This window comes from Halomonas alkaliantarctica, assembly GCF_029854215.1.
GTDB lineage: Bacteria > Pseudomonadota > Gammaproteobacteria > Pseudomonadales > Halomonadaceae > Vreelandella > Vreelandella alkaliantarctica_A.
The window spans coordinates 1,227,630-1,251,151 of sequence record NZ_CP122961.1; the positions used below are offsets into that span (position 1 = coordinate 1,227,630).

The 23,522-nt window shown below is 57.3% G+C and carries 20 protein-coding genes; 12 read left to right on the forward strand and 8 right to left on the reverse strand.

The features are described 5' to 3' along the window. Positions 1-12: 12 nt before the first annotated feature. The gene (locus QEN58_RS05510) at positions 13-1,638 is read left to right on the forward strand and encodes a methyl-accepting chemotaxis protein (RefSeq protein ID WP_280106141.1); all 1,626 of its coding nucleotides are present in this window, start codon (positions 13-15) and stop codon (positions 1,636-1,638) included. A 124-nt stretch (positions 1,639-1,762) separates the two neighbouring features. Here QEN58_RS05510 and QEN58_RS05515 read toward each other — a convergent pair whose 3' ends face one another. Next, complete coding sequence (locus QEN58_RS05515; RefSeq protein ID WP_280106142.1) at positions 1,763-3,703, reverse strand: exoribonuclease II; 1,941 nt, start codon at positions 3,701-3,703, stop codon at positions 1,763-1,765. A gap of 161 nt (positions 3,704-3,864) precedes the next feature. Here QEN58_RS05515 and QEN58_RS05520 point away from each other — a divergent pair, with 161 nt between their 5' ends. The 7 genes from QEN58_RS05520 (at position 3,865) to QEN58_RS05550 (ending at position 11,628) form a co-directional block, all read left to right on the forward strand. Then, positions 3,865-4,662: an HAD family hydrolase gene (locus tag QEN58_RS05520; protein ID WP_280106143.1), complete on the forward strand. Its 798-nt coding sequence runs from the start codon at positions 3,865-3,867 to the stop codon at positions 4,660-4,662. 124 nt (positions 4,663-4,786) lie between these two features. Then, the gene (locus QEN58_RS05525; protein WP_280106144.1) at positions 4,787-5,512 is read left to right on the forward strand and encodes a response regulator; all 726 of its coding nucleotides are present in this window, start codon (positions 4,787-4,789) and stop codon (positions 5,510-5,512) included. Continuing rightward, positions 5,509-7,020, forward strand: coding sequence for an ATP-binding protein (locus tag QEN58_RS05530; protein ID WP_280106145.1), 1,512 nt, complete (start codon positions 5,509-5,511; stop codon positions 7,018-7,020). The genes QEN58_RS05525 and QEN58_RS05530 overlap by 4 nt, the downstream gene beginning before the upstream one ends. Before the next feature lie 111 nt (positions 7,021-7,131). Next, the gene (locus QEN58_RS05535) at positions 7,132-8,391 is read left to right on the forward strand and encodes an ABC transporter substrate-binding protein (protein WP_280106146.1); all 1,260 of its coding nucleotides are present in this window, start codon (positions 7,132-7,134) and stop codon (positions 8,389-8,391) included. A gap of 136 nt (positions 8,392-8,527) precedes the next feature. Continuing rightward, positions 8,528-9,454, forward strand: a complete 927-nt coding sequence (locus tag QEN58_RS05540) for a carbohydrate ABC transporter permease (RefSeq protein WP_280106147.1) — start codon at positions 8,528-8,530, stop codon at positions 9,452-9,454. Next, positions 9,447-10,325: a carbohydrate ABC transporter permease gene (locus tag QEN58_RS05545; protein ID WP_009287309.1), complete on the forward strand. Its 879-nt coding sequence runs from the start codon at positions 9,447-9,449 to the stop codon at positions 10,323-10,325. Before QEN58_RS05540 ends, QEN58_RS05545 begins: the two co-directional genes overlap by 8 nt. Before the next feature lie 181 nt (positions 10,326-10,506). Then, complete coding sequence (locus tag QEN58_RS05550) at positions 10,507-11,628, forward strand: ABC transporter ATP-binding protein (RefSeq protein ID WP_280106148.1); 1,122 nt, start codon at positions 10,507-10,509, stop codon at positions 11,626-11,628. 97 nt (positions 11,629-11,725) lie between these two features. Here the strand turns inward: QEN58_RS05550 and QEN58_RS05555 are convergent, their stop codons facing one another. From QEN58_RS05555 to QEN58_RS05575, 5 genes are all read right to left on the reverse strand, one after another. Further along, positions 11,726-13,366, reverse strand: a complete 1,641-nt coding sequence (locus QEN58_RS05555) for a BCCT family transporter (protein ID WP_280106149.1) — start codon at positions 13,364-13,366, stop codon at positions 11,726-11,728. A gap of 108 nt (positions 13,367-13,474) precedes the next feature. Continuing rightward, the gene (locus QEN58_RS05560; protein ID WP_280106150.1) at positions 13,475-14,512 is read right to left on the reverse strand and encodes a YcjF family protein; all 1,038 of its coding nucleotides are present in this window, start codon (positions 14,510-14,512) and stop codon (positions 13,475-13,477) included. Next, a complete protein-coding gene (locus QEN58_RS05565) occupies positions 14,509-15,912 on the reverse strand; it encodes a YcjX family GTP-binding protein (protein ID WP_280106151.1) in 1,404 nt (467 codons plus the stop codon). Before QEN58_RS05565 ends, QEN58_RS05560 begins: the two co-directional genes overlap by 4 nt. A 33-nt stretch (positions 15,913-15,945) precedes the next feature. Further along, a complete protein-coding gene (locus tag QEN58_RS05570) occupies positions 15,946-16,137 on the reverse strand; it encodes a hypothetical protein (RefSeq protein ID WP_022520445.1) in 192 nt (63 codons plus the stop codon). A gap of 61 nt (positions 16,138-16,198) precedes the next feature. Next, the gene (locus tag QEN58_RS05575; RefSeq protein WP_280106152.1) at positions 16,199-17,068 is read right to left on the reverse strand and encodes a D-hexose-6-phosphate mutarotase; all 870 of its coding nucleotides are present in this window, start codon (positions 17,066-17,068) and stop codon (positions 16,199-16,201) included. A gap of 174 nt (positions 17,069-17,242) precedes the next feature. Between QEN58_RS05575 and QEN58_RS05580 the strand changes: the two genes are divergently transcribed. The 4 genes from QEN58_RS05580 (at position 17,243) to QEN58_RS05595 (ending at position 22,066) form a co-directional block, all read left to right on the forward strand. Next, entirely contained in the window at positions 17,243-17,485 is a 243-nt protein-coding gene (locus QEN58_RS05580) for a GlsB/YeaQ/YmgE family stress response membrane protein (RefSeq protein WP_035555944.1), read from the forward strand. 170 nt (positions 17,486-17,655) lie between these two features. Further along, positions 17,656-20,121: a DUF1266 domain-containing protein gene (locus tag QEN58_RS05585; protein WP_280106153.1), complete on the forward strand. Its 2,466-nt coding sequence runs from the start codon at positions 17,656-17,658 to the stop codon at positions 20,119-20,121. Between the two features lie 94 nt (positions 20,122-20,215). Beyond that, complete coding sequence (locus tag QEN58_RS05590) at positions 20,216-20,848, forward strand: C40 family peptidase (RefSeq protein WP_280106154.1); 633 nt, start codon at positions 20,216-20,218, stop codon at positions 20,846-20,848. Between the two features lie 27 nt (positions 20,849-20,875). After that, positions 20,876-22,066, forward strand: coding sequence for an MFS transporter (locus QEN58_RS05595; protein WP_280106155.1), 1,191 nt, complete (start codon positions 20,876-20,878; stop codon positions 22,064-22,066). A 10-nt stretch (positions 22,067-22,076) separates the two neighbouring features. Here QEN58_RS05595 and QEN58_RS05600 read toward each other — a convergent pair whose 3' ends face one another. Together QEN58_RS05600 and QEN58_RS05605 are read right to left on the reverse strand one after the other, a co-directional pair. Further along, entirely contained in the window at positions 22,077-22,691 is a 615-nt protein-coding gene (locus QEN58_RS05600; protein ID WP_280106156.1) for an ABC transporter ATP-binding protein, read from the reverse strand. Further along, entirely contained in the window at positions 22,684-23,508 is an 825-nt protein-coding gene (locus tag QEN58_RS05605) for an ATP-binding cassette domain-containing protein (protein WP_280106157.1), read from the reverse strand. The genes QEN58_RS05600 and QEN58_RS05605 overlap by 8 nt, the downstream gene beginning before the upstream one ends. Between the last annotated feature and the right edge of the window lie 14 nt (positions 23,509-23,522).

The window sequence follows — 23,522 nt, forward strand, 5'->3', positions numbered from 1 at the left end:
TAGGATGTGGCTATGCTTTCCCGGTTCAAGATCGGCACTCGCTTAGCGTTAGCGTTTGGCTTAGTTTCGCTTTTTCTTTTGGGGACCTTAGTGGCGGGGGTGGTAGGTATCACCGTTACTAAGGATACGGCTCAAAAAACCTTGGACACGGATGTTGCTCTAGCCAGTAATGCTGCTGAGATTCAGCGGTTGGCATTGCTTGCTCGGCGTTATGAAAAGGATATGTTTATCAATATCGACAGTCCCGAACGGGTAGAGGACTATCAGCAACGTTGGGTGGCGGCCATTGAGGCAATTCGGACTGCCTTTCAGGAGGGAGAAGAAATCGCGAGCCAAGATAGTTTAGATTCTCTCTATCAACAGGCACAAGGCGCTCTTCAGGGGTATGAAGAGGGCTTCATGCAGGTGTTTCGTCGAATCGAGGGAGGCAGTATTTCCGATACCTCCCAAGCCAACCAAGCGTTTGGTGAACATAAAGATAGTATCTATCGGCTGGAGGAATTAGCTGATGAGATCAGCTCGGTGGCGGACTCGGGCGTTCAAATCGCTAATGAAACGATAAACGCTGAGTACCGGTTAGCACTTTGGCAACTGTGCATCTTCGCGGGAGTGGCGCTGTTGATGGCAGTGGCACTGGCTATTGCCATTACGCGAAGTATCGTACTGCCGTTGCGAAGAGCCGTTGAGGTCGCCCAGCGTGTAGCAGAAGGAGATTTGCGCCACGATGTTGTATTCACCGGACGTGATGAAACAGCACAGCTATTGAGTTCTATGGCTCACATGAGCAAAGAGCTTACGACGCTGGTCGCCTCGCTACGTGACTCAAGCGAAAATGTTTTGCACGGTGCCAATGAGATTGCCAAAGGCGGGCAGGAGCTTGCCGCTCGTACTGAGCAGCAAGCAGCTGCCTTGCAGGAAACGGCTTCCAGCATGGAAGAGATGACGGCCACTGTTCGCCAGAACAGTGATTCAACCAAAGAGGCTGATACGCTGGCCCATAATGCTTCGCAGCAGATGCAAACCAGTGGTGAAGAAGTGTCCCGTAGCGTGGAATTAATGCGCGAAGTGACAGCCGCATCGCTTAGCATGGATAAGATCGTGGAGGCCATCGATACCATTGCATTTCAAACCAATATCCTGGCTTTAAATGCCTCCGTTGAAGCGGCGCGTGCGGGTGATAAAGGCCGTGGGTTTGCGGTGGTGGCAACAGAAGTTCGTGCGTTAGCAAGCCGCAGTGCCGCTTCAGCAGGTGAAATACGCAGCATGCTCGATGATACGCGTAGCAAAATAAAGCTATGTTCTGATCAAGCGGAGCGAGGCGCTGCGACCATAGGTGAGACGGAAGCGGTGATCCAGCGCCTGGCTATGTTGATGGTCGAGGTATCCTCTGCTACTCGGGAGCAAAGTAGCGGCATTGAGCAAATCAATACTGCTATTACTGAAATGGATTCTACTACGCAGCAAAACAGCACACTGGTTCAGCAATCGACTAATGCAGCATTTTCCCTGGAAGATCAGGCTGGTCGTCTTCGCGAGCTGGTAGCTGCCTTTCAAATAGATGAGGCAATTGTGCAAAAGGCATCAGAGTATAAACCGAAAATGGCCTTACCCTCGGCGGCAAGACAAGCAGAGTTTTAAATCAGAAGCTATGTATTTACTTTGATGTGGCCGATAGGGCTGACCAAATAACGGCCTGAACGATAGAACCAATAACGGCGCCCCAGGGCGCCGTTGTTGGTTATTGCGATTGATCACGTGCAATTTACGCAGCGGGTTTAGCTACCAGCGAGCGGGTCTCTTCGCGGGCTTCGGTCAAGATGACGCGAAGCGGGTCGCCAAGTTTGTAGCGCTCTTCGCCTTCGATCTGGATACGCCCTTCTTTATCATCAATGACCACTTTGCTGCGGTCACTGTGCATTAGGGGGGCGGGCACAAACGCTGTTGCGCCGTTTTCCAGCAGCCGAACGCGCATGCCGCCACGGTTGATAGCCATGATTTCGGCTTCAAACGTATCCTGGTTCTGCGCAGCGGGCGTCAGGTAACGTACATAGAGCCAGTCTTTTACATCGCGCTCGGCCATGCGATTCAGGCGGCGACGCTCCGTCAACTGCTCGGTGAGCTGCTGGGTAGCCTCGGCAGGCGCCTGTTCGCCTTTCAGCACGCGCTTGATCAGGCGGTGGTTGACCATATCGCCATACTTACGGATTGGCGAGGTCCATGTCGCGTAGGCGGCCAGGCCTAGGCCAAAGTGCGGGCCGGGCTGTGCGGACATCATGGTGAAGCCCTGGAAGCGGCGCAGACGCGCATCCAACCAGGCATCATCGCGGCTTTCCAGCGCACGCTTCAGCTCGGTATAGCGGGCCAGCTCGGTGAGCGCTTCGCGTTCGACCACGATCTCCTGACCTGCCAGGAACTCCTGGGCGGCTTCGGCTTTTTCTGGCTCAAAGGCGCGGTGCACGTTAAAGATACCGTGACCGATATGCTGGGCCAGGAAGTCCGCGCAGCAGGCGTTAGCCACGATCATCGACTCTTCGATCATGCGGTTGGCAATGCGACGCTCTTCGGTGCGCACCGCCAATACGTTGCCAGCGGGGTCGAGGTCAAACACGTAGTCGGGGCGGTCTTTAAACACCAGCGCATGTTCATTGCGCCAAGCGGTACGCGCTTCGGTCAAATCACGCAGCGCGGTGAGCTGCTCGGCGATCTCATCTGCGGGTGCCCAGTCGCCTTGGCCTTCGATCCAGTCGGAGACATTGTCGTAAACGAGCTTGGCGTGAGATTTAACGTTCGCCGCAAAAAAGCGGTACTCGCCCAGGCTACCGTCGGCATTGATATCCAGCGTACACGCCAGCGCGGGGCGATCCTTGCCTTCCCACAGCGAGCAGAGATCATCCGCTAGCTGCTCTGGCAGCATAGTGACGTTCTGGCCGGGCAGGTAAACGGTAAAGGCGCGAGTGCGGGCTTCTAAATCAGCCGCATGGCCCTCTTCCACATAAGCGGTAGGGTCGGCAATCGCGACACTCAACTGCCAGCCGCCTTCTGCACGAACAGCGACGTGCAGCGCATCGTCCATATCGCGGGTCTTTTCACCATCGATGGTGAAGAAGGGCGTGGACGTTAAATCTTCGCGAGTCAGGCCTTCATCCATCAGCGGCCAGTCGGTGCCCGCATCGGGGCACTCTTGCTCCAGCGCATGGCGGGCAAGTGTGACGCGCCATGGCACTGCCGCATCATCGCTTTTAGCGACCAGCTCATCAATTTGGGCAAAGAAGGCGCGGTCATCGGCTTTTAGCGGATGGCGCACCAAGCGAGCAACGACCCAGTCGCCGTCAGCAAAGGTGTCTTCATCAAGGTTGTTCTTAATCCGTGCCTTGATAACGTTTTTAATCGACGGATGGTCGGGAACCACGGCTAAGCGGCCTTCGCGCTTCTGCACGCGGGAAACAAACCGATCCAGCCCAGCTTCAATCAGCTTCTCGGGCTCAACGGATTTTTTGTCACCGTTCTCGTGAATAACCGCTTCTACACGGTCACCGTGAAGCACTTGCTTCATGGCGGGCGGTGGCACGAAATAAGATTCACCGTCGTCGGTTTCGAGAAAGCCGAAACCCTTGTCGGTGGCTTTGATCACCCCTTCAGCACGGGGGGTGGTTTGACGAATCTGTTGCTTGAGCTGGGCAAGCATGGAGTTATTCTGAAGCATGAGCTCAATCAGTTGGCGAGAGTTAGGGTGCCACTATACGGATTCCCGCTGGCTGCGCCAATTGTCGCCATGCGAAGTTGGCCCCAGTGACGGCACGTCAAAGGCTTACATGCGTTCAAGGGAATCGGTTAAGCTAAATGCCCATACTCATGGAGCGCGTTATGACACCCCGCCTGATTGTTTCTGACCTGGATGGCACCCTATTAGGAAGCGACCATACTCTGCACGAAAGCACCATCGATGTGCTAAGAGCATTGGTGAAGCAAGGCCATCATATCGCGCTCGCCTCTGGCCGCCACTATCACGATATGAAGGTGTTTCGTGACCAGTTGGATATTCCCGCACACTTGATCAGCACCAACGGCGCCTATGTTCACGACCCGGAAGATACCTTGCTGGCGGCTAATCACCTTGAGCCTGAACATGCGAAAACGCTGATTGGTTTGCCACGCCCGCCCCAGGTGCGCTTGAACCTCTACCGTGAAAGCGGCTGGCATATAGATGCAGAGGCTCCACATCTATTATCACTTCATGCCTCTACCGGGTTTGGGTATGACGTCGTGCCGCCGGATCAGATGGATATTAATGGCGTGGGCAAAGTGCTCTATCTAGGCGATCCAGAGGCGCTGAAACAGCTGGAAAAGCAGGCTCATGAAGCCTATGGCGATGCGCTACACATCACCTACTCGACGATTGACTCCCTGGAGATCATGGCGGGCGGCGTTAACAAGGGCGTCGCGCTAGCCTCACTGCTGGAACGTTTAGAATTAACGGCAGCCGATTGCATGGCATTTGGTGACAATCTCAATGACACCGAAATGCTTGTGTTAGCCGGAGAAGCCCAGGTAATGGCCAACGCTCACCTTGAGCTATTCGAACGTATAAAGGGCGCCGAGCGCATCGGCCACCACAGCGAAGCGGCTGTTGCCGAGTGGTTGAAAAAACGGTTTGGGCTTTAGCGACTAGGTAAAGGCAACGGTAAAAACTAATGCAACCTTGGTCGTAGCCGTATTGCTACTACTTATCTCCTCGACCATCATCAAGGCCCAATAACGACAACAGTGTAGGGCTGAACCCGCTGCGATGACGACAACCCCTGCCACTTTGATTGTGGTCGACGATGACCCGGAAATTTGTGAACTACTTGCTGACTACCTAGGGCGCCATGGCTACCGGGTATTCACAGCGGACGGCGCCCAAGCGCTGCATTCGCTGCGTGCTGAACACGCCCCCGACTTGCTGATTGTCGATTTAATGCTTCCCGGTGATGACGGCTTTACCATTTGCCGCGACGTTAGAAAGCACAGCGATGTGCCGATCATAATGCTCACCGCCAGTGCCGATGAGACAGACCGCATTCTGGGTTTGGAGCTGGGTGCTGATGACTACTTGGGCAAGCCGTTTAATCCCCGCGAATTGCTGGCGCGCATCAAAGCGGTACTGCGGCGCACCCGCTGTGCTCCGCCAGCGTTGCCTGCGGGGCAGGCGCGCTGGGTCAGTTTCGGCAATTGGCAGCTCGACCGCATGACCCGCGAGCTGATTGATCTGCAGGGCGAGCGCGCCGCGCTTTCGGGGGCTGATTTTCAACTACTGCAGGTGTTTTTAGAGCACCCGGCCAAGGTGCTAACACGGGATGATCTCTATGCGCTTACCCGGGGGCGGGATGCGCCGCCGCTAGACCGCTCCATTGATGTCCACGTTTGTCGCCTACGCCAACGGCTGGGTGAAGACGCCCAACACTCGCAGTTGATTCGCACTGTGCGCGGGGCAGGCTATGTGTTAACCGCCCAGGTAGATGCATTAACGTGAGACGCTTGGAGTGGGCAACCATTTGTCGACGCTTATCCCGACGAGCTGCCCGCTGGCTCCCGGCGTCGCTGCGCGGGCGCTTTGTGATTATTATGATCGCCGGTGTGCTGGTCGCCCAAGGGGCCAGCTACGCCATATGGACTTCCCAGGTGCGCTCCAGCCACTTGGCACAGCTGGATGAGCTGTCCACCAACATGGCGTTTAGCATCGCCTCCACCATGAAGTTTTTCCGCTCACTGCCCGTTGACTACCGCCATATTGTGCTCGATCAACTGCGTAATATGGGCGGCACGCGCTTTTTTGTTAGCGTCAACGAGCGCAGGCTGACCATCGACGATATCGGCTCGGGGCCGGAAAAACAGGTGGTGGTGAACAACGTGCGTTCGGTGCTCACCCAGCAGCTCAATATTGACGACGTGATTGTCGAGTTCTCCCGCCCGGAAAACCTGCGAGTGCTGAATAATGAAGTACTGCTTTACGACCTGCCGCCGCGCTGGGGACAGCACAGCCTGCTGATGGAGCCGCTCTCTCCGCCGATTCTAGTGGTTCAACTGGAACTTGCCCCAGGCACCTGGCTGTATGTCGCCACGCTGCTGGGCGTACCGGATATTTTCAGCGGCTATCGCTGGCTTTCTGAAGAGCGTTTGTTGGTCGGGCTGCTGGTGCTGCTGAGCGTGCTGGCGCTCTCGCTATTGGGTATTACCAGCGTGACCCGGCCATTGGCGCGGCTCTCGCGGGCAGCGAATCAGTTGGGTGATGACCTGGATATGCCGCCGCTACGGGAGAGCGGCCCCAAAGAAGTGGCCGCCACCGCCGTAGCGTTCAATCGTATGCAGCGGCGTATTCGCGAGCAGATTGAGGAGCGCGAACGGCTGTTTTCGGCGATTTCCCATGATTTAAAGACCCCCTTGACCCGCATGCGCCTTCGCGCCGAGATGCTTGATGACGACTATCAGCGCGAGCGCTTTTGCGCTTCATTGGATGAACTGGATAGCCTCGTTAAAGGCGCCTTGGCCTCGGTGAAAGGCTTGGATCTGCATGAGGAACCCACGCCCGTTGATCTCACGCACCTGCTCGAAGAGTTGGTCGAAGAGCTTAGCCTTCAAGGCGGTAAGGTCACTATCGAGATTAAAAGCACTCACCCCATCGCAACACTGATTGCCAAACCGCTGGCGCTTAAGCGCTGCCTGGCGAACCTGCTTGAGAATGCAGTGTTCTATGGCAAGCAAGCGGATGTGGAACTCGTTGATCACGGTAATGCGGTTACCATGCGTATTCGTGACCACGGCCCAGGTATACCCGAAGAGCAGTTGGGGCGGGTGTTTTCGCCCTTTGTTCGCCTGGAGCCCTCTCGCAGCCGACACACTGGCGGTAGCGGCTTGGGGTTGGGTATTGCCCGGCATATTGCCCGTGCCCACGGTGGCGATATTACGCTCGCCAACCATGCCGATGGTGGGCTTGTGGTAACGCTGATACTGCCCCGCCAGGAAACTATTACAGGTTTGTAATAAAACCCCAACACTATGCAGTACTCGGTAACTCACGTTGACGCTCGCCTTGGCGTAACCTCTTGGATGTCGCACGTCCGAGAGGACAATAACAATATAAGGAGTGACTCCATGTCGACGTTTAAGAAGACGACCCTCGCGCTTGCTTTGGCAGGTGCCACGCTCGCCACCACCGCTCAAGCGAATGAAGTCGAAGTGCTGCACTGGTGGACTTCCGGTGGTGAAGCTCGCGCTGCCAACGTGCTTAAAGAGTTAATGGAAGCCGAAGGTTACGGCTGGCAGGATTTTGCCGTGGCCGGTGGTGGCGGTGAGACCGCCATGACGGTGCTTAAGTCTCGTGCCATGTCAGGCAACCCGCCCTCCGCCGCCCAGATCAAAGGGCCCGAGATTCAGGAGTGGGGCGAGCTTGGTTTGCTGGGTGACCTGAACGATGTTGCCGAGGCGGAAGGCTGGGATGAACTGCTGCCAGACGTCGTGGCCGATATCATGCGTCACGATGGTCAATACGTGGCGGTACCCGTCAACGTGCACCGGGTAAACTGGCTGTGGGCCAACCCGGAAGTGCTGGACGCGGCAGGGGTAGAGATGCCCACCACGCTGGATGAGCTATTCGAGGCAGGTGAGGCGATCCGCGAAGCGGGCTTCGTACCGCTGGCTCACGGCGGTCAGGCTTGGCAGGACGCGACGGTCTTCGAAAGCGTGCTGTTAGGGGGCCAGGGGAGCGAGTTTTATCAGCAGGCATTGGTAGAACTAGACCCAGAGGCCCTGGGTGGCGAGCAAATGATCGATGCCCTTGAAGACTTCAAACGTACCCGTGAGCTGATGGATGAAGGCATGCCAGGGCGCGACTGGAATGTCGCTACCGCCATGGTGATTCAGGGGGTTGCTGGCTTTCAGCTGATGGGCGATTGGGCGAAAGGCGAATTCACCGCGGCTGGCCTGACCGCCGGGGAAGATTACCTGTGTGCCGCAGCACCTGGCACCGAAGATGCGTTCACCTTCAATATCGATAGTCTGGCCATGTTCCGGGTCAGCGACGACGAGGAGCGCGAAGCGCAGCAAGCGTTAGCCCGCCTGGTGCTTGAGCCTACTTTCCAGGAAGCGTTTAACCTTGCCAAAGGCTCGATTCCTGCGCGGCCTGATCTGGACATGAGCGAATTCGATAGCTGTGCCCAGCAGTCGTTGGCTGATTTCCAGCGCACTGCCGAAGAGGGTGGTCTAGTGCCCAGTATGGCTCACGGCATGGCCGTACGTGCGGATATTCAGGGCGCCATTTTTGACGTGGTCACCAACTACTTCAACGACGCCGATATGCCTGCTGAAGAAGCGGCAGAACGTATGGTGAGCGCTGCCGAAGCGGCCTCTTTCTAGGCTTTTCTAGCGTTAGCGTTCTTCAGGCGCCGCTGCAACGGCGGCGCCTATTTTGCTTAGCAAAGACACTATGTTGCTTAGCAAGGACACTATGTTGCTTGGCAAGGATACTTCTCCAATGAGAGATTCCCTCCCCATGAAAAATACCTCTGCGACGCCTTTAGGGGCTGGCGCTAAGCGGTCGACGCCATCCGGCGGTTTGCAGGCGTGGCTGCCTCGCTTGGTGTTGGCACCGTCGGTGGCCATTTCGCTGTTCTTTGTTTACGGCTTCATGCTGTGGACGTTCGTGCTCTCGCTCACCAGCTCGCGCATGCTGCCCAGCTACGACTTTGTCGGCTTTGGTCAATATGCACGCCTGATGGCTAATGAGCGCTGGTGGGTCGCCTCGACCAACCTGATGATTTTTGGCGTGCTGTTCGTGGTGGTTTGCCTGGTGATAGGCGCGTTGCTGGCGATACTGCTCGATCAAAAAATTCGCCAGGAAGGCGCGCTGCGCACGATTTACCTCTACCCCATGGCGCTGTCGTTTATCGTGACCGGGGTAGTGTGGAAGTGGCTACTCAACCCGCAGCTGGGCATTCAAGCGATGGTTCAAGGCTGGGGCTTCGAGTCGTTTCGCTTTGACTGGATTGTCGACCCGGATATGGCCATTTATACCCTGGTGATTGCCGCCGTATGGCAGGCGTCAGGCTTTGTGATGGCGCTGTTTTTAGCTGGCTTGCGGGGTATCGATGACAGCATTATCAAAGCAGCACAACTAGATGGCGCCAGCTTGCCGCGGATTTATCTGCGTGTGGTAATGCCTTGCCTGCGTCCGGTGGTGTTTAGCGCGGTGATGATCTTGGCCCATATCGCCATTAAGAGCTTTGATCTGGTCGTCGCGCTCACCGGCGGTGGGCCGGGCTATGCCACCGATTTACCTGCCACCTTTATGTACGCCCACGCCTTTACCCGGGCGCAGATAGGTTTGGGCTCGGCCAGCGCGATGCTGATGTTGGGCGGCGTGTTGGCGATCTTGATTCCTTATCTCTACTCCGAATTAAGGAGCCGCAAGCATGGCTAATGTGATTCGTCGTCAGACGCCCGCTGCGCGGCTGGGCCGTGGCCTGCTCTATGGCGTGCTGATCCTCGCCGCGCTGTTCTATATTCTACCGCTGGTAGTCATGCTAATGACCTCGGTGAAGCCGCTGAGCGAAATCAGCGCCGGGTCGCTGCTCTCATTTCCGCAAAATCCCACCTTCGCACCGTGGACAAAAGCCTGGGGTGAAGCCTGTACCGGCATGCGCTGCGATGGCGTTGGCGGCTACTTCTGGAACTCCTTCGCGATTGTGATTCCAGCGGTGCTGATATCCACCACCATTGGCGCTCTTAACGGCTACGCGCTGACCAAGTGGCGCTTTAAAGGGTCTGAATTAGTCTTCGCATTAATGCTGTTTGGCTGTTTTATTCCTTTCCAGGTGGTGCTGCTACCCATGGCGCAAACCCTTGGCTGGCTGGGCATCTCCAGCTCCCGCGCCGGGTTGATCCTGGTTCACGTGGTCTTTGGCATCGCTTTCACCACGCTGTTTTTCCGCAACTTCTACGTGGGTATCCCCAACGAGCTGGTATCGGCGGCAAAGCTGGATGGCGCGGGCTTTTTCCGCATCTTCTGGCGCATTCTGCTACCGGTTTCGGCGCCGATTATTGTCGTCTCAGTGATTTGGCAGTTCACCCAAATCTGGAACGACTTTCTGTTTGGGGTGGCATTCTCGGCCCACAACACCCAGCCCGTTACCGTAGCGCTCAACAATCTGGTGAATACCTCCACCGGTGTGCGCGAGTACAACGTGGATATGGCGGCGGCGATGATTGCCGCGCTGCCCACCCTAGTGGTGTACGTGCTGGCGGGAAAATACTTCGTGCGCGGGCTGACAGCCGGTTCCGTTAAAGGCTAATAACAACTAGGTGAGTGGCAACCATTTTTAGAAGGTCAGAAGCAGCCCGTAGCGGGGGGCTTTCGCCAAGGATGGCGAAAGTAGCGCCCAGGGATGGGTTCACAGCGCCCCCGCGGAGGGCTGCTTCTGACCAATCCAGATGAATGGAGTTTGTCAGTCGCTTTAGAATAGGATTTTCATTATGGCAGCTTTAGAAATCCACAACGTGCGTAAAGAGTTCGGCAGCGAGCGGGTGCTCAAAGACGTTAGTATCTCCATCGATTCCGGCGAGTTTTTGATTCTGGTTGGGCCGTCAGGCTGCGGTAAGTCCACGCTGATGAACGCCATTGCCGGGCTTGAGCCAGTGACGTCCGGCAATATTTATATCGATGGTGAAGACGTAACCTGGCGCACCCCCGCGGATCGGGATATCGCCATGGTATTTCAGTCCTACGCGCTTTACCCCAGCATGACTGTACGCCAGAACATCAGCTTCGGGCTGGAGATGCGCAAGGTGCCCAAAGCCGAGCGGGAAGCCGCGGTGGAGCGGGTAGCCGATCTACTGCAGATCACTCACCTGCTGGAACGGAAGCCTGCCCAACTCTCCGGCGGGCAGCGCCAGCGGGTGGCTATGGGGCGTGCGTTGGCGCGGGAGCCCAAGGTGTATCTGTTCGACGAGCCACTCTCCAACCTGGACGCCAAGCTGCGCGTGGATATGCGCACCGAGATCAAAAAGCTTCACCAGCGCCTGGGCACCACCATTGTTTACGTCACCCACGACCAGGTCGAAGCCATGACATTGGCCGACTGCATTGCAGTGATGCGCGACGGGCATATTCTGCAGTTGGGCTCGCCGGATGAGGTCTACAACAACCCGGTGGATATGTTTGTGGCGGGCTTTATGGGTTCGCCCTCGATGAACTTCGTTCGCGCCAAGCTGGAAGATAACAACGGCGGTTATCAACTGCGCATTACCACGCCGGGTGAGGAGGAGCTGGTGCTGCCCTGGCCGGAAGAGCGTATTGCCCCAGATATGGCCGAACGGCTTAACCAGCCGGTCATTCTTGGCCTACGCCCAGAGCACTTCAGCGAAGAGGATGAGCGGTTAACGTCCCAAGCCGAAGGAACGCTGCTAAGCGCCAGTGTGGCGGTGGTAGAGCCTACCGGGGCGGATATCTTGCTGCGTTTACCCCTTGGCGAACAGGAAGTGACCGCCCGTGTTGGGCCTAAATGCGCGGTGGCGGCAGGGGAGCGCCTATCGCTGAGGGTCGATATGGGGCGGGCGATTCTGTTTGATGCCGAGACCGAGCAGCGTATTGCTTAAGCGCTTTGATTCGAACTTGGTCTGAATAATTAGGCCCCTTGCTGATTGCAGCGAAGGGGCCTTTTTTACACTTGTCTAACGGTGTCAGTTTCTGGGGTTACTTTCGAATAAGCCGCAGCTCGCCATTGAGCGCCTTGATGATCGAGTAGCACATCAGCAGCATCACAATCGAGAACGGAATAGCAGTGGCGGTGACCCCGGCTTGAAGGGCGGTCAGACCACCGCCAATCAGCAGCACAATCGCGATGAGGCCCTCAATGACTGCCCAGAACATCCGCTGCGGCCGCGGCGCGTCGATTTTGCCACCGGCGGTGATGGTATCGATGACCAAGGAACCGGAATCCGAGGAGGTGACAAAGAAGATCAGCGCAAGAACGATGCCCAGGGTCGACATCAGGCCCGTCAACGGCAGTTCGTTCAACATGCCGAACAGCGATAGCTCGGGCCTGTAGTTATCGATCACATACTCTTTCACCAGGCTAGCCGCCGGGTCAGCATAGAGCTGTTCAAGCGCGGTTGAGCCAAAGACGCCCATCCAGATAAAGATAAACAGACTGGGAACCAGCAAAACGCACAGAATAAACTCCCGCACCGTGCGGCCCCGAGAAACGCGGGCGATAAACATCCCCACGAAAGGTGCCCAGCTAATCCACCAAGCCCAGTAGAAAATCGTCCAAGACTGGCGGTAGGCATCGTCGTCACGACCAAAGGGCGCGGATAGAGGAATAAAATCCGTGACATAGGTGGTCAGCCCCGACCAGAAGCCGGTTAGCGCCAAAAGCGTGGGGCCAGCGAAGAGCACAAAAAAGAAGAACAGAACGGCCAGAATCATGTTGATCTCGGAGAGCTTCTTCAAGCCACCCTCAAGACCACGCCAAACCGACACCAGTGCTACCGCCGTCACTAGAATGATAACGATAACCTGGGTCAAGATGCTGACTTCCAATCCAAAGACGAAGTTCATCCCCGCATTGGCCTGTTGGGCGCCGAGCCCAAGGGACGTTGCCAGCCCAAAAAGGGTGGAAAACACCGCCAGGATATCGATCACATGGCCCCACCAGCCCCAGACACGCTCACCGAGAATGGGAAAGAAGGCCGAGCGAATCGAGAAAGGCAGGCCCTTGTTGTAGGTAAATAGCCCCAGCGCCAGCGCCATGACGATATACACCGCCCAGCCATGGATACCCCAATGCAGATAGGTACCCGCAAGCCCCATGGCGCTGGCGTCATCAATAGCCGCTGGGTTCAGCGCCCCATCGGCGCCGAAGGGTGATGTGATGCCCAGGGGAAGCGAGACATTGGCGTGGTAAACCGGTTCGAGCACGCCGAAGAACAGCAGACCGATACCGATCCCCGCGGTGAACAGCATGGCGAACCAGGAGAGGTAACTGTGATCCGGTCGGGCATCGGCCCCGCCCAGCCTGACGGAGCCATAGGGCAGAACCACCAGCGCTAAGCAAAACAGAATAAAGAAATCGACCAGTATCATGAAATACCAATCCAACGTGCCCGTAGAGAAGGCAACAATGGACTGAAAAACGCTCTCCGCTCGCTCTGGAAACAGCAGGGTGAGGACGATGAAGATAGCGGAGGCAAGCGCGGATACCACAAAAACGCGGTTATGGATGTCGAAACCGATGGGGCCAAACTGCCCCTTGATATTGTCCTGACCGACGACATAGTCGGTCTGCATGTCGCTCGTTACCGAAGGCGACTCAGGCTCATTGGTATGGTTCATAAACTACGTCTCCTCATTGGAGGATGCTATGTTAAACATGCATCATGAGGATAAGTAGCGTTGAATCCCATCTTGTGACCGAAAACAGGCTGGTTGTCGACTACGTGATTAGCGGTTTTGCGGCACCGTTTCTTTGTCGAGCCGCTTGATTTGCCGCCAAAGGTCTTGGCGTAGGTCGGCAATCTTGGGTTGCTCATCGGCAGTGAAGGGCACCGGACGACAGAGCCGCTGGGCGCGTAACCCCAGCCGTGCGCTCAGCAACCCGGTGGCGAGGCCTTGGCCTGCGCGTGCGGAGAGGCGGCTGGCTAAATCCAGCGAGAGCATATCCATACTGGCGTCGGTGGCCAGTTCGCTGGCACCGGCAAACGCCATGTTATGCAGTACGTTACGAAACAGCCGCAGGCGGCTGGCGTAACCGAGCTCAAGGCCATAAAGGCGGCAGAGTCGATCCACCATCGCCAAGCTGCGCCAGGCCACCAGCGCCATATCCACCAGCGTTAGCGGGCTGATCGCGACCATGATGGCGGTTTCACCGGACATACGCGTAACCAGTCGCTGGGCCTCACGGTCACGCGGCGCTAGCAGGTGATAACGCAGCAGTGTCTGGATCTCCTCACCACTATGGTGGGGTTGACAAGCGCGTTGAAAGGCCAGCCAGTGCGGGTCATCGTCGGCGAGTTTAAGTTGGCGTCTTAGCTGCTCGGCCATCGCCCGGGCCTGCTTGGGTGAGCGTAGCGGCAGCTCGGCAAGGTCGCCGCGCAGTTTGTCGTGGCGCTTAAGACGGCGCAAACGGCCCAATTCTTTCAGCAGTGACACGCCCCCTAGGCCAATCAGGCTGATCCCGAACAGTTGCCAAGCCATGGCGAGCCACTGCGACTGAGCCATCGCATCAGGAATGCCGGTGACCAGCTCTGCCGTGCCTAGCCCGGCACCACCCACCAGGGCAAACAGTAGCCCCCAGCGGCGTTTACGCGGCGCGCCTAAGCTGGCAGCAGGTAGCGCTTTATCTTCAGGTAGAGGCGCTAGTGGATGATGCTCACTAGTGCCAGCAAAGGCTTCGCGCTGGCGTAGGGCTATCTTTGCATCAGCGGCCTCTTCGGGCGTGTCATCCAGCGTAAAGTGACGACGTGGCTGTGGGGTGGTCATGTCAGTTTATCTCCAATCAGCCAGTCGATGGCGGCGTCCATGCGGATATGATCCAGCGCTTCTGACGTGGTTTGCATCGGACGAAAGCCGGGGAAGTCGAAGCCCTGCTGTTGCCAGAAATCGGCAGCGGGCAATCGAGCGGGCACATCGCCGGGGTAAACCAGTACCTCTTCGTTTTCCAATGTGGTGCCTCGCAGAGCAGGTGAGCGCTTACCCTCATGGGTTACCTCACGGGCTTCAGTGGCCCGAATCGCTGCCAGCGAGAGCGCTTTAACCGGCACGTTGGCAAAGCGTAGGTCTTTGAGAGGTTCTGCCAGCAGGGCCTCTAACAGCTGCACCAAATGGCCGTGTTGATCGGGAGTGACGTGATCGGCTTTGGTGGCGGCAATGGCTAGCCGGTCAATTTTAGGCGCGAAGAGGCGCGTCAGTAGGCTGCGTTGGCCATAGTCAAAGCTGTGCATTAACTGGCGCAGCGCACGGGAAAGGTCTTCAAAGCGCTCCGGCCCGGCATTGAGCGCGCCCAGCACATCTACCAGTACAATCTGGCGGTCAAAGCGGCGGAAATGATCGCGATAAAAGGGCTTGACCACCTGCTGCTGGTAGTAGCGAAAGCGTGCTGCCAGGGTAGCGTAAAGGCTGTTGGCAGGCAGTGCTTCCAGCGTTTCTCTCGATGTGTTGTGTTGAGAGGTATCGAGCTGCGGTAGCGGGAAAAACTGTAGAACCGGCGCACCCTCAAGTTCGCCAGGAAGCAAAAATCGCCCCGGCTGCAGGTCGGAAAAACCGGCCTTTTTGGCGCGGCGAAGGCCTTGGGCATACTCCTCGGCCAGGGCGGCGAGCTGGGCTTCATCGGCCTCACCAGCGGGGTCGAGCTGCTCCACTGCGGCAAGCCATTCGCTAAATAGGCCGCGACGCTGTTCGCCTTCATGCAGTGCTTGGGCTTGGCTCCAACTGTAAAAGTCGTGCTGAAGAAGCGGTAAATCAAGTAGCCACTCGCCGGGGTAATCGAATAGATCCAGAGTAAGGTGGGCTATTTCAGGGGTTAACCAACCGCTGCGGGCCGGGCGATAGCGCAGCTGTAAGCGTAACTCGCTAATGCCGCGGGTGGGCTCCGGCCAACGCGGCGGCGTATCGCGCAGTGCCGCCATGCCGGGGTCGTAGGGAAAACGCGGCACGCCCAGGTCGGGCTGGTTAAGCCGTTGGGCGCCCAGCAGGCGTCCTTCCCGGGCAGCGGGCAGTAAATCGAGCCGTGCCTCAACGCCCGCATGACGCAGTTGGTTGACCAATGAGGTTAAAAACGCGGTTTTCCCCGCTTGGGAGAGGCCGGTGACCGCTAAGCGCAACTGGCGATCCCGCCCCCGCTCTAACAAATTGCTCAGTTCGCGACTTAACGGCTGACGCATCCTTTCGATCCCTTTTTGGCTCTTGCCTAGCCTTTATTGGCTAAACATTAATACCAGTTGCGAAAGCATGGGCAGGGTGGCGATCAAAAAGCCAACCCCTGCCAGAGTGTAGCCTGGCCAGCGCCGAGTCATCTTCTGTGCCAGGGTTAGCCCCACTAAGCACACCACCATACCGATTAAATTAAAGGCCAGGGTGGCTGCTTCTAGCCATTGCTGCGGATCCATTGGGTCTCCCTAACACAAATGATAGTAAATGCATGATAACAAAGCATTGATGAACCGAAGATTAACCGCGGCTGAGGGTGGTGCCCAGTAGATGCTGAGCGCCGGGCACTAACCATACCGGGTCAAGGCGCGTATTGGCGGCTTCAACGCAGATAAAGTGGCGCGCTACTTCGGCGGGAGTGTCGCTGGGCAGGTCGTTGTTGGGGTGCCACACCACTGTGGAGTCGCTGGACTGTTTGCCGATCCGCAGGCTGCGCTCGCCATCGTTGAGCAGCACGGCTTCATTGGTGTGATAAATGCGGTCAACGGCACCCTGAACGGCCAGCGTGCCCTGCTGTTCACTCTCAGCAAAGTCGCGTAGTTTGTCGAGATAGCGGGCGCCGGAAAGGCCTTCCAGGCGGCACTGATGGGTATCGGCAACGGCTAAATAGGTGTGCAGCGCACCGCTGGTTTTGATCGGCGTTTCGCCGATGTTTTCGCTAATCAGCTCAACGTTTAAGCGCTGGGCATTGGCTTGTACCACCAGGCGCGCGGTGAGCATTGTATGCAGGGGCTGCGCCGGTGAGAGGTGGAGTTCAATTCCCTCAGCGTGCTCATCGACGGCGTCCAAATGCCATTCAGCGTGGCGGGCAAGGCCATGGAAGGGGCCGTCGTGATTGGGGCTCTCATCGGCATAGCGCTCGTCGGCGAACCACGGCCAGCAGAGCGGAATACCTCCGCGGATAGCACCCGGCAGTGCCTGGGGCGTAGGCGTCAGCCATAGCCAGTTGGTGTCGCCTACAGGGCAGAAGTGCAGCACTTGAGCGCCCTGTAGGCCAATTGCCAACTCGCCCCACGGCATATTGAAAAGTACCACGTCTCTGCCTTCCCACTGGGCCGTTTGTTGCCCTTGAGTGCTTTTAACCAGTTGATTGAGCGAGTCGGGGATCATGAATTTTCCTTTAAGAGTTGCCAAGCAGCTATACCGATAGGCGCCGAACACTAACGCTGTGTGCTATGGTAGAACAAGCGTGACTAGTAGGTAAAACGCCTACTAACATACGTAGTTGAAATGCGTAGTTGAAATACGTAGTTGAAACCCGTCATTAAATAGTAAGGAGACTATATGGGCTTTATTGCATGGTTAATCATTGGTGGTTTAGCTGGTTGGATTGCTGGCAACATCATGCGCGGCGGCGGTTTTGGCATCCTGGGTAATATCGGTGTCGGTATCGTTGGTGCGGTCGTGGGTGGTTTTCTGTTCAGCCTTCTTGGCCTCTCGTCCGGTGGCTTTATCGGTTCGCTAGTCACCGCAACCGTGGGTGCTGTGGTACTGCTTTGGGTCATCAGTAAGGTTAAAAAAGCGTAGCGATTGAGATTGAGTTGCTACCTGTAAAACACCGCCCGGCCTTGTGTCGGGCGGTGTCGTTTTAAGGCTACCGATACCTGGGCTATCGGTGTTCACACCACTTTCCGTTACACTAGGCAGCTTTACTTCCGGCTATTGGCTGGTGTCATTGTGCTTTTTCGAGGTGCTTCTTGATCGACGCGTTAAATGCCTGGTGGGCCCAACAGCTGGTGCTGTGTGATTGGGCGTTTACTCCTCATCCGTTGGCGGTCGATGCAGGGGCGGCGGAGCAGCGCCTGTTACAACTGGGGATCACCAGCCGGGGTGAGCTGGCCGAACAGCTGTTCCACGGGTTGGGGGCGCCCGCAGGTAGTGCTGACCGCCTGCTAGGCGCGCTTGAGTGGGCCGCGCTGGCAGGGGCGGCGGGCTGGCTAGAAGCCGATCAGGCCCGCCAATGGGCGCACCATCTAACCCGTCGTATCACCAGCGATTACAGCGATCTGCGTGCCTGGCTGGCGGATCTACGCCGCGCATTAGGCGCGCGGGGCTGGGAAGTAGGGGGCGACGACCGTTTTATCGACGCTTGCCAGGCATTGGCCAATCTTGAAACCGATGGCGAAGGCATTACCTGGGATGCGCTCGAAAACGCCCTGGCTGAACTGCCGGCTCCGGCGCCACTCTGGCCCCAACAGCCCGAGGCACAGAGCTGGCGGCTATGCGCGCTTTTCCGGCCGATTATTACCTATCCCGCCAGTCAAACCGATTGGCCTGAAGCCACCGAGTGGCTGGCCCATGTGTGGGATGTCCATGACCGTGACGCGCTTATTGGTGCGATACTTTGGCTAGGCGCACAGGGCGAGCGCCAGCGCTGGGATATCGAAGCACGTGAATTGCTCGGTATGGATAATGCCCAACGCATGGAATGGCAACGTAGCGTGGTAGAAGAGTCGCCCTATGCGCCGGTGCTGAATAAGTTCGTCACCCAAGGTGAGCCTCTGGAGTGGGCGGCTTGGGATTGGCTGCGAATTGTTGAACTTGCATGGGCCGGCGCCTGCTGTGGCTTGCTTAGCCAGGAAGAGGCCGATGACTTAGCGGCGCATGCCGCCGATTTGATGAGTCGCCGCTACCATGATTGGTATGCTGTGCTTAACGCTTACGGGCGCGGGCAAAGCCTGTTTGACGGCATCGACCGGCGGGGTAAAACACCCAGCGAGCGGCACCAGTTGTTGCTGCATAGCGCCCATAGCCCCTGGAAACGTTTGCTGGGGGAGCTGTTGGATGAGCCCACGCGCAAGGCATCCCAAACGCGCATTCGGCAATGGCGCAACACATCTCATCATTGGCTGTTAGCACTGGCCAGCGTACGCGAACCGGATGCCATGCTGCGCCAGATAGACCCCTCTGCGGCGCTGCCGGAAGAGCAACGTGCCGACGCGGCGCTCTATTTGCAAGAGTCACTTGGCTTACATGCCGATGAAGGTGCTCATGCGCTGGCGCGTTACTGGCTGCCTGCCCAGGCGCACCATCTAAATCAGTTGGCGGCCGACGCCGTGCACGGCGTTTTACCCCCCTCGCAAAGCTGGTTTGGTCAGCCGACCCCGGAAGAGCTTAAGCAGCGCAATGCGGTTAAAGGGGTAAGTCGCCATGCGGCGACGATCCATATGGCCGAAAAATTCGCCTTTTATCTGCATATGTCCCTCGACAGCGGCTTATTCGATCGCGCGCCGTTAATGGAGTATGCCGGTGCACTGCGCAGCTGCCTGTGCCGGTTTTACCCTAATGCCAAGCGCCTGTTAGAAGCGTGGTTTGCGTGGGAGAGTTGTCTGCCCGAGCCAGAGCACACCTCGCTGGTAAATGAAATCATTTGGCACATTGAAGACCCCGGCAGCCTGTTTCACTGGCTGGATTGGCGCCACGACGCCTGGCGTGAGCCGGGTAGTCGCCCCACCTTGAACCACTTCACTGCCATGTCACTGGTGGGCCCGCTGAATAGTGCGGTGTGGAGTGAGCCCCAGCCCGAGAGTGCCCGCGAATGCGCCGAGATTCGTGAGTGGGTGGAGAGCCACTACCACTTGAGCAACGCAGGCGATATGCAGGAGTTTTTGACCTACATGCTCGAATCGGGGGATCGCCAGGAGTATCAGATTAACTATGCGCCCTACACCCTCAACACAGAGCGGTTAAGCGCTGAAATTGCCATTCTTGAATCCGGCGACTGTGCTGAAGATGAGCGCCACCACCTGCTTCGCTTACGCCGCGTCCGTGACAACGAAGATGGCTGTAATGAGGTGGATATGGCGGCTTGGGATATTGCCCAATTGGTCGACCTGGCCATTGCCGCGCGGCAGCTAGGCTGGCTGGATAGCGCTGCTTTCGCCAAGGTGTTGGATCGCGCTTATCAATTGGCAGCGGATCACTATGCCGGGTGGCAGGAGTTCGCCATGGGGATGTACGCCGGCTTTTCGTTTTTTATGGGCGAAACCCCCGAGCGGGAAAGCTTTTTAGCCGGTTTTCGGCAGGCGCTTGTGGCCTGGATATGTGGCGCGCCGGTCTTGGCTGGCCCATGGGTAAGCCTGGATTTTCCCGGCAATAAACCACGCCATTTTGCGCCACTGCATATAGATACACTGCCGGGCGATCAACGCACGTTACATTGATGCTCGCCAAACATATGATAATTAGCTTATAGTCACGCATAGAAAAATTAGTTTTGTTAAACCGCCTTTTTATCAATGTCACGAGGTTAATCGCATGGTTGCGTTGCCACGCCCCGCTGTGACCGCTGTTCGTATTGTAAGTGTCTGTTTTTTAGTTACATTGGTCGCTGGCTGCGCAGGTTCTGCGCGACAGGGTAATATGCAGGCCCCCGAGGATTACTTCTCGATGACGTTGCCGGGTATGGGGGCGAATCCGCAAATGTCCCCGGTTGATCCCATCAATGCGCACCTGCGCAGTTTGCAAGTGCCGCCGCCAACAGTGATTCGCGAGGCGCTGCTGGCACAGCACCAGCGCTGGGCAGGAACGCCGTACCGAATAGGCGGTACCTCAGAGAGAGGAATCGACTGTTCGGCCCTGGTTCGCAATGTTTACCGTGACACTTTCAATTTAGAGCTTCCGCGCTCCACCCGTGGGCAAATACACGAGGGACGCTCGATCGACCGCCAAGAGCTGCAGGCGGGCGATCTGGTGTTCTTCCGCCCACCGGGTCGCTATAACCATGTGGGTATCTACGTGGGCGATGGCTATTTTCTTCACGCGTCGACCTCCAAAGGGGTAATCATGTCCCGCTTGGACAATAGCTATTGGCAGCGTTACTACTGGCAGTCACGCAGGGCGCTGGAACCAACGCATATGGCCCAACTGGGTGGCAGTGTTTTCCAGTAGCCAGACCGACCACGTTTTAGGAACGGCATGATTGAAGCCAAATCGCGCGCCTGGTGGCGCGCTACCTTGGCGCTTTGCCTCGGCTCATTTCTTGTTTTTATCAATTTATACGCACCACAGCCGCTGCTCCCAGGGTTAAAGGAGACCTATCAGGTCTCTACCTTAGGCGTCAGCCTGCTCATGTCGGTGTCGACCCTCTCTCTCGCCATTGCGCTGTTGGTGTTCGGGCCTCTCTCGGATGCCATTGGTCGTGAAGGCATAATGCGCATCACGCTGCTATTAGCCGGTGGCTGTTCCATTGCCTTGGCATTTGCGCCTACCTTTGAAAGCCTGTTGCTGATGCGCCTGGTGCAGGGCTTTGTGCTGGGCGGGCTGCCGGCGGTGGCGATCGCCTGGATGGGCGATGAGTTTGAGAAGCCTGCGCTGTTAAGCGCCGTAGGGCTCTATATTGGTGCTAATTCACTCGGCGGAATCAGTGGGCGTATCGTCGGTGGCGGCGCCGCTGAAATAGGCGGTCCCACGGCGGCATTTTTAGCGGTCGGTATTATGACGCTAATCGGCTGCGTGGTTTTTTGGCGCCTGTTGCCCAATAGTCGTGCCTTTACACCCCAGCCCTTTGAACTGCGCAAAGCAGCAAGCGATTTAGTCAGTCATTTGCGCAATCCAGTGCTGCTCGCCGCTTACTGCCTGGGTGGTATTAACTTCCTGATTTTTATCAATCAATACAGCTATATCACTTTTCGGTTGGCGGCAGCGCCGTATCAATTAGCCGCCAGCGGTCTAGGGCTGATATTTTTGACCTATCTCGGCGGTACCTTCGGCTCGATGATCTCTGGGCGATTGGCTGGGCGGTTTTCTCCCGCTACGTGCATGATGGTGGGGGTGGTGATTTTAATGCTGGGCACGGCGATCACGTTAGCGGATTCGCTGTTGTTGATTATTGTCGGCTTAACCGTCAATGCCTTCGGCTTTTTCTTGGCTCATTCGTTGGCCTCCAGCTGGGTGGGGCGCTATGCCCAGGGGGCGCGGGGCAGCGCCTCGGCGCTCTACTTGGTGTTTTACTACGTGGGGGCCAGTTTGGGCGGCTTCTGGCTGGAGCCGTTCTGGCAATGGGCCGGTTGGCCAGGGGTGAGCGTCGGTTCGTGGCTGCTGCTGAGTATCACGCTGATAATTGCCTGCGGTCTGTGGCGTTTTGAGCGTCGCCACGTGGTTGGCTAACTTTCATCAGCTACCATGGCTTTAGTTGCCCTTCGCTTAAGTGCAAACGCTGTGTGCAAAGCCGTTCCAGCAGGGCGGTGTCGTGGCTAATCACCAGCACGCCAAGCTGGCGTTGTTCAGCCTCCCGTTTTAACGCCTGCCAAAGCTCAAGTTGGGTAATCGGGTCGAGCATGGTGGAGATCTCATCGGCGACCAGAAAGCGAACCTCTGGCGCGAGCGCCCGCAATACACATACCCGCTGTAGCTCTCCCCCCGATAGCGATTGTGGAAAGCGTGAGCGCCATTTTGCTTGCACACCAAACGCTTGGTACTGTGCGTCAGAAGGCGCCCAAGCTTCACGCAGTATCTTACCTACCCGCCAGCGTGGATTCACCGCGAGCTCGGGTGATTGCGGTAGCCACTGCACGGGCTGCACGCCGCTTTTCGGTAGCGCCTTGCCATCCAGGGTGACATCACCCGCCTGGGGCGCTAAGTAGCCCGCTAGCAGCTGGCCCAGCGTTGATTTACCCGCCCCCGAGTCGCCGCTTAACCCCAGCCACTGACCCGCGCGTAGCGTTAGCGAAACGTCCTGGAGTAGCGGTACGTTGGGGGAGAAGTGAAAACTAAGCTGGCGTGCTTTAAGCAACGTTTACCTCCTGTTTTCGTTTACTCATTCCGGTTGTTGCAAAAGCGTTGTCCGGCAGCGCGAGCCACAATGCCTGTGAATAAGCATTGGTAAGCGAAGCGCCGCTGCCTTGAAAAGCGCAGGCGGGCGCAGTTTCGACCCGCTTGCCGTCACGCATAATGGTGACTTGGTCGGCAATCGGCAGCGCATGGCGCAGGTCGTGGGTAATCAGAATCACGCTTTTGCCCTGGTCGGCCAGTTCGCGCAGTGCATCCAGCACCCGCTGGCGCTGCTGAGGGTCAAGGCCCACGCTGGGTTCATCGGCAATCACCAGCTTGGCTTGGCTGACGTGGGCCATGGCCGTCAACACGCGGCGGGCCATGCCGCCGGAAAGCTCGTGTGCATAGGCCTGCTGTGCACGGGCGTCTAACTGGTAGTGATCGAGGGCTTGTTGGGAGGCGTGCCAAGCGTGTGCTGATGCTTGGCCTGCACGTTGGGCCGCCCAGGCTACCTGACGCTGAGTTCGCACCAGTGGGTCCAAGGCGCTTAGCGATTGGGGAATCAGCGCCAGCTCCCGGCCGCGAAGCTGGCGTTGGCGTGACGCATTCAGCGGTTTTCCTTGATAGTACAGTTGACCGTTTAAGCGTGCAGGGGTTGGCAGTAAACCCATAATCGCATAAGCCAACAGACTTTTTCCGGCACCTGATGCACCCACCACTGCATGTACCTCGCCATCGGAAACCCGGAGCGAAAAGTTATCCAGGCAGGTGGCCCAGTCGCGTTTCCACCAGGAGGTATATAACGGTAGCTGTAGCGATAATTGCTCAATCGTTAACACGGTAGGCCTCCCAA

Excerpts from the sequence above, each read along its gene's own strand:
- QEN58_RS05510 (WP_280106141.1), top strand. The coding sequence starts at position 13 with ATGCTTTCCCGGTTCAAGATCGGCACTCGCTTAGCGTTAGCGTTTGGC.
- QEN58_RS05515 (WP_280106142.1), bottom strand. The coding sequence starts at position 3,703 with ATGCTTCAGAATAACTCCATGCTTGCCCAGCTCAAGCAACAGATTCGT.
- QEN58_RS05520 (WP_280106143.1), top strand. The coding sequence starts at position 3,865 with ATGACACCCCGCCTGATTGTTTCTGACCTGGATGGCACCCTATTAGGA.
- QEN58_RS05525 (WP_280106144.1), top strand. The coding sequence starts at position 4,787 with ATGACGACAACCCCTGCCACTTTGATTGTGGTCGACGATGACCCGGAA.
- QEN58_RS05535 (WP_280106146.1), top strand. The coding sequence starts at position 7,132 with ATGTCGACGTTTAAGAAGACGACCCTCGCGCTTGCTTTGGCAGGTGCC.
- QEN58_RS05540 (WP_280106147.1), top strand. The coding sequence starts at position 8,528 with ATGAAAAATACCTCTGCGACGCCTTTAGGGGCTGGCGCTAAGCGGTCG.
- QEN58_RS05545 (WP_009287309.1), top strand. The coding sequence starts at position 9,447 with ATGGCTAATGTGATTCGTCGTCAGACGCCCGCTGCGCGGCTGGGCCGT.
- QEN58_RS05550 (WP_280106148.1), top strand. The coding sequence starts at position 10,507 with ATGGCAGCTTTAGAAATCCACAACGTGCGTAAAGAGTTCGGCAGCGAG.
- QEN58_RS05555 (WP_280106149.1), bottom strand. The coding sequence starts at position 13,366 with ATGAACCATACCAATGAGCCTGAGTCGCCTTCGGTAACGAGCGACATG.
- QEN58_RS05560 (WP_280106150.1), bottom strand. The coding sequence starts at position 14,512 with ATGACCACCCCACAGCCACGTCGTCACTTTACGCTGGATGACACGCCC.
- QEN58_RS05565 (WP_280106151.1), bottom strand. The coding sequence starts at position 15,912 with ATGCGTCAGCCGTTAAGTCGCGAACTGAGCAATTTGTTAGAGCGGGGG.
- QEN58_RS05570 (WP_022520445.1), bottom strand. The coding sequence starts at position 16,137 with ATGGATCCGCAGCAATGGCTAGAAGCAGCCACCCTGGCCTTTAATTTA.
- QEN58_RS05575 (WP_280106152.1), bottom strand. The coding sequence starts at position 17,068 with ATGATCCCCGACTCGCTCAATCAACTGGTTAAAAGCACTCAAGGGCAA.
- QEN58_RS05580 (WP_035555944.1), top strand. The coding sequence starts at position 17,243 with ATGGGCTTTATTGCATGGTTAATCATTGGTGGTTTAGCTGGTTGGATT.
- QEN58_RS05590 (WP_280106154.1), top strand. The coding sequence starts at position 20,216 with ATGGTTGCGTTGCCACGCCCCGCTGTGACCGCTGTTCGTATTGTAAGT.
- QEN58_RS05595 (WP_280106155.1), top strand. The coding sequence starts at position 20,876 with ATGATTGAAGCCAAATCGCGCGCCTGGTGGCGCGCTACCTTGGCGCTT.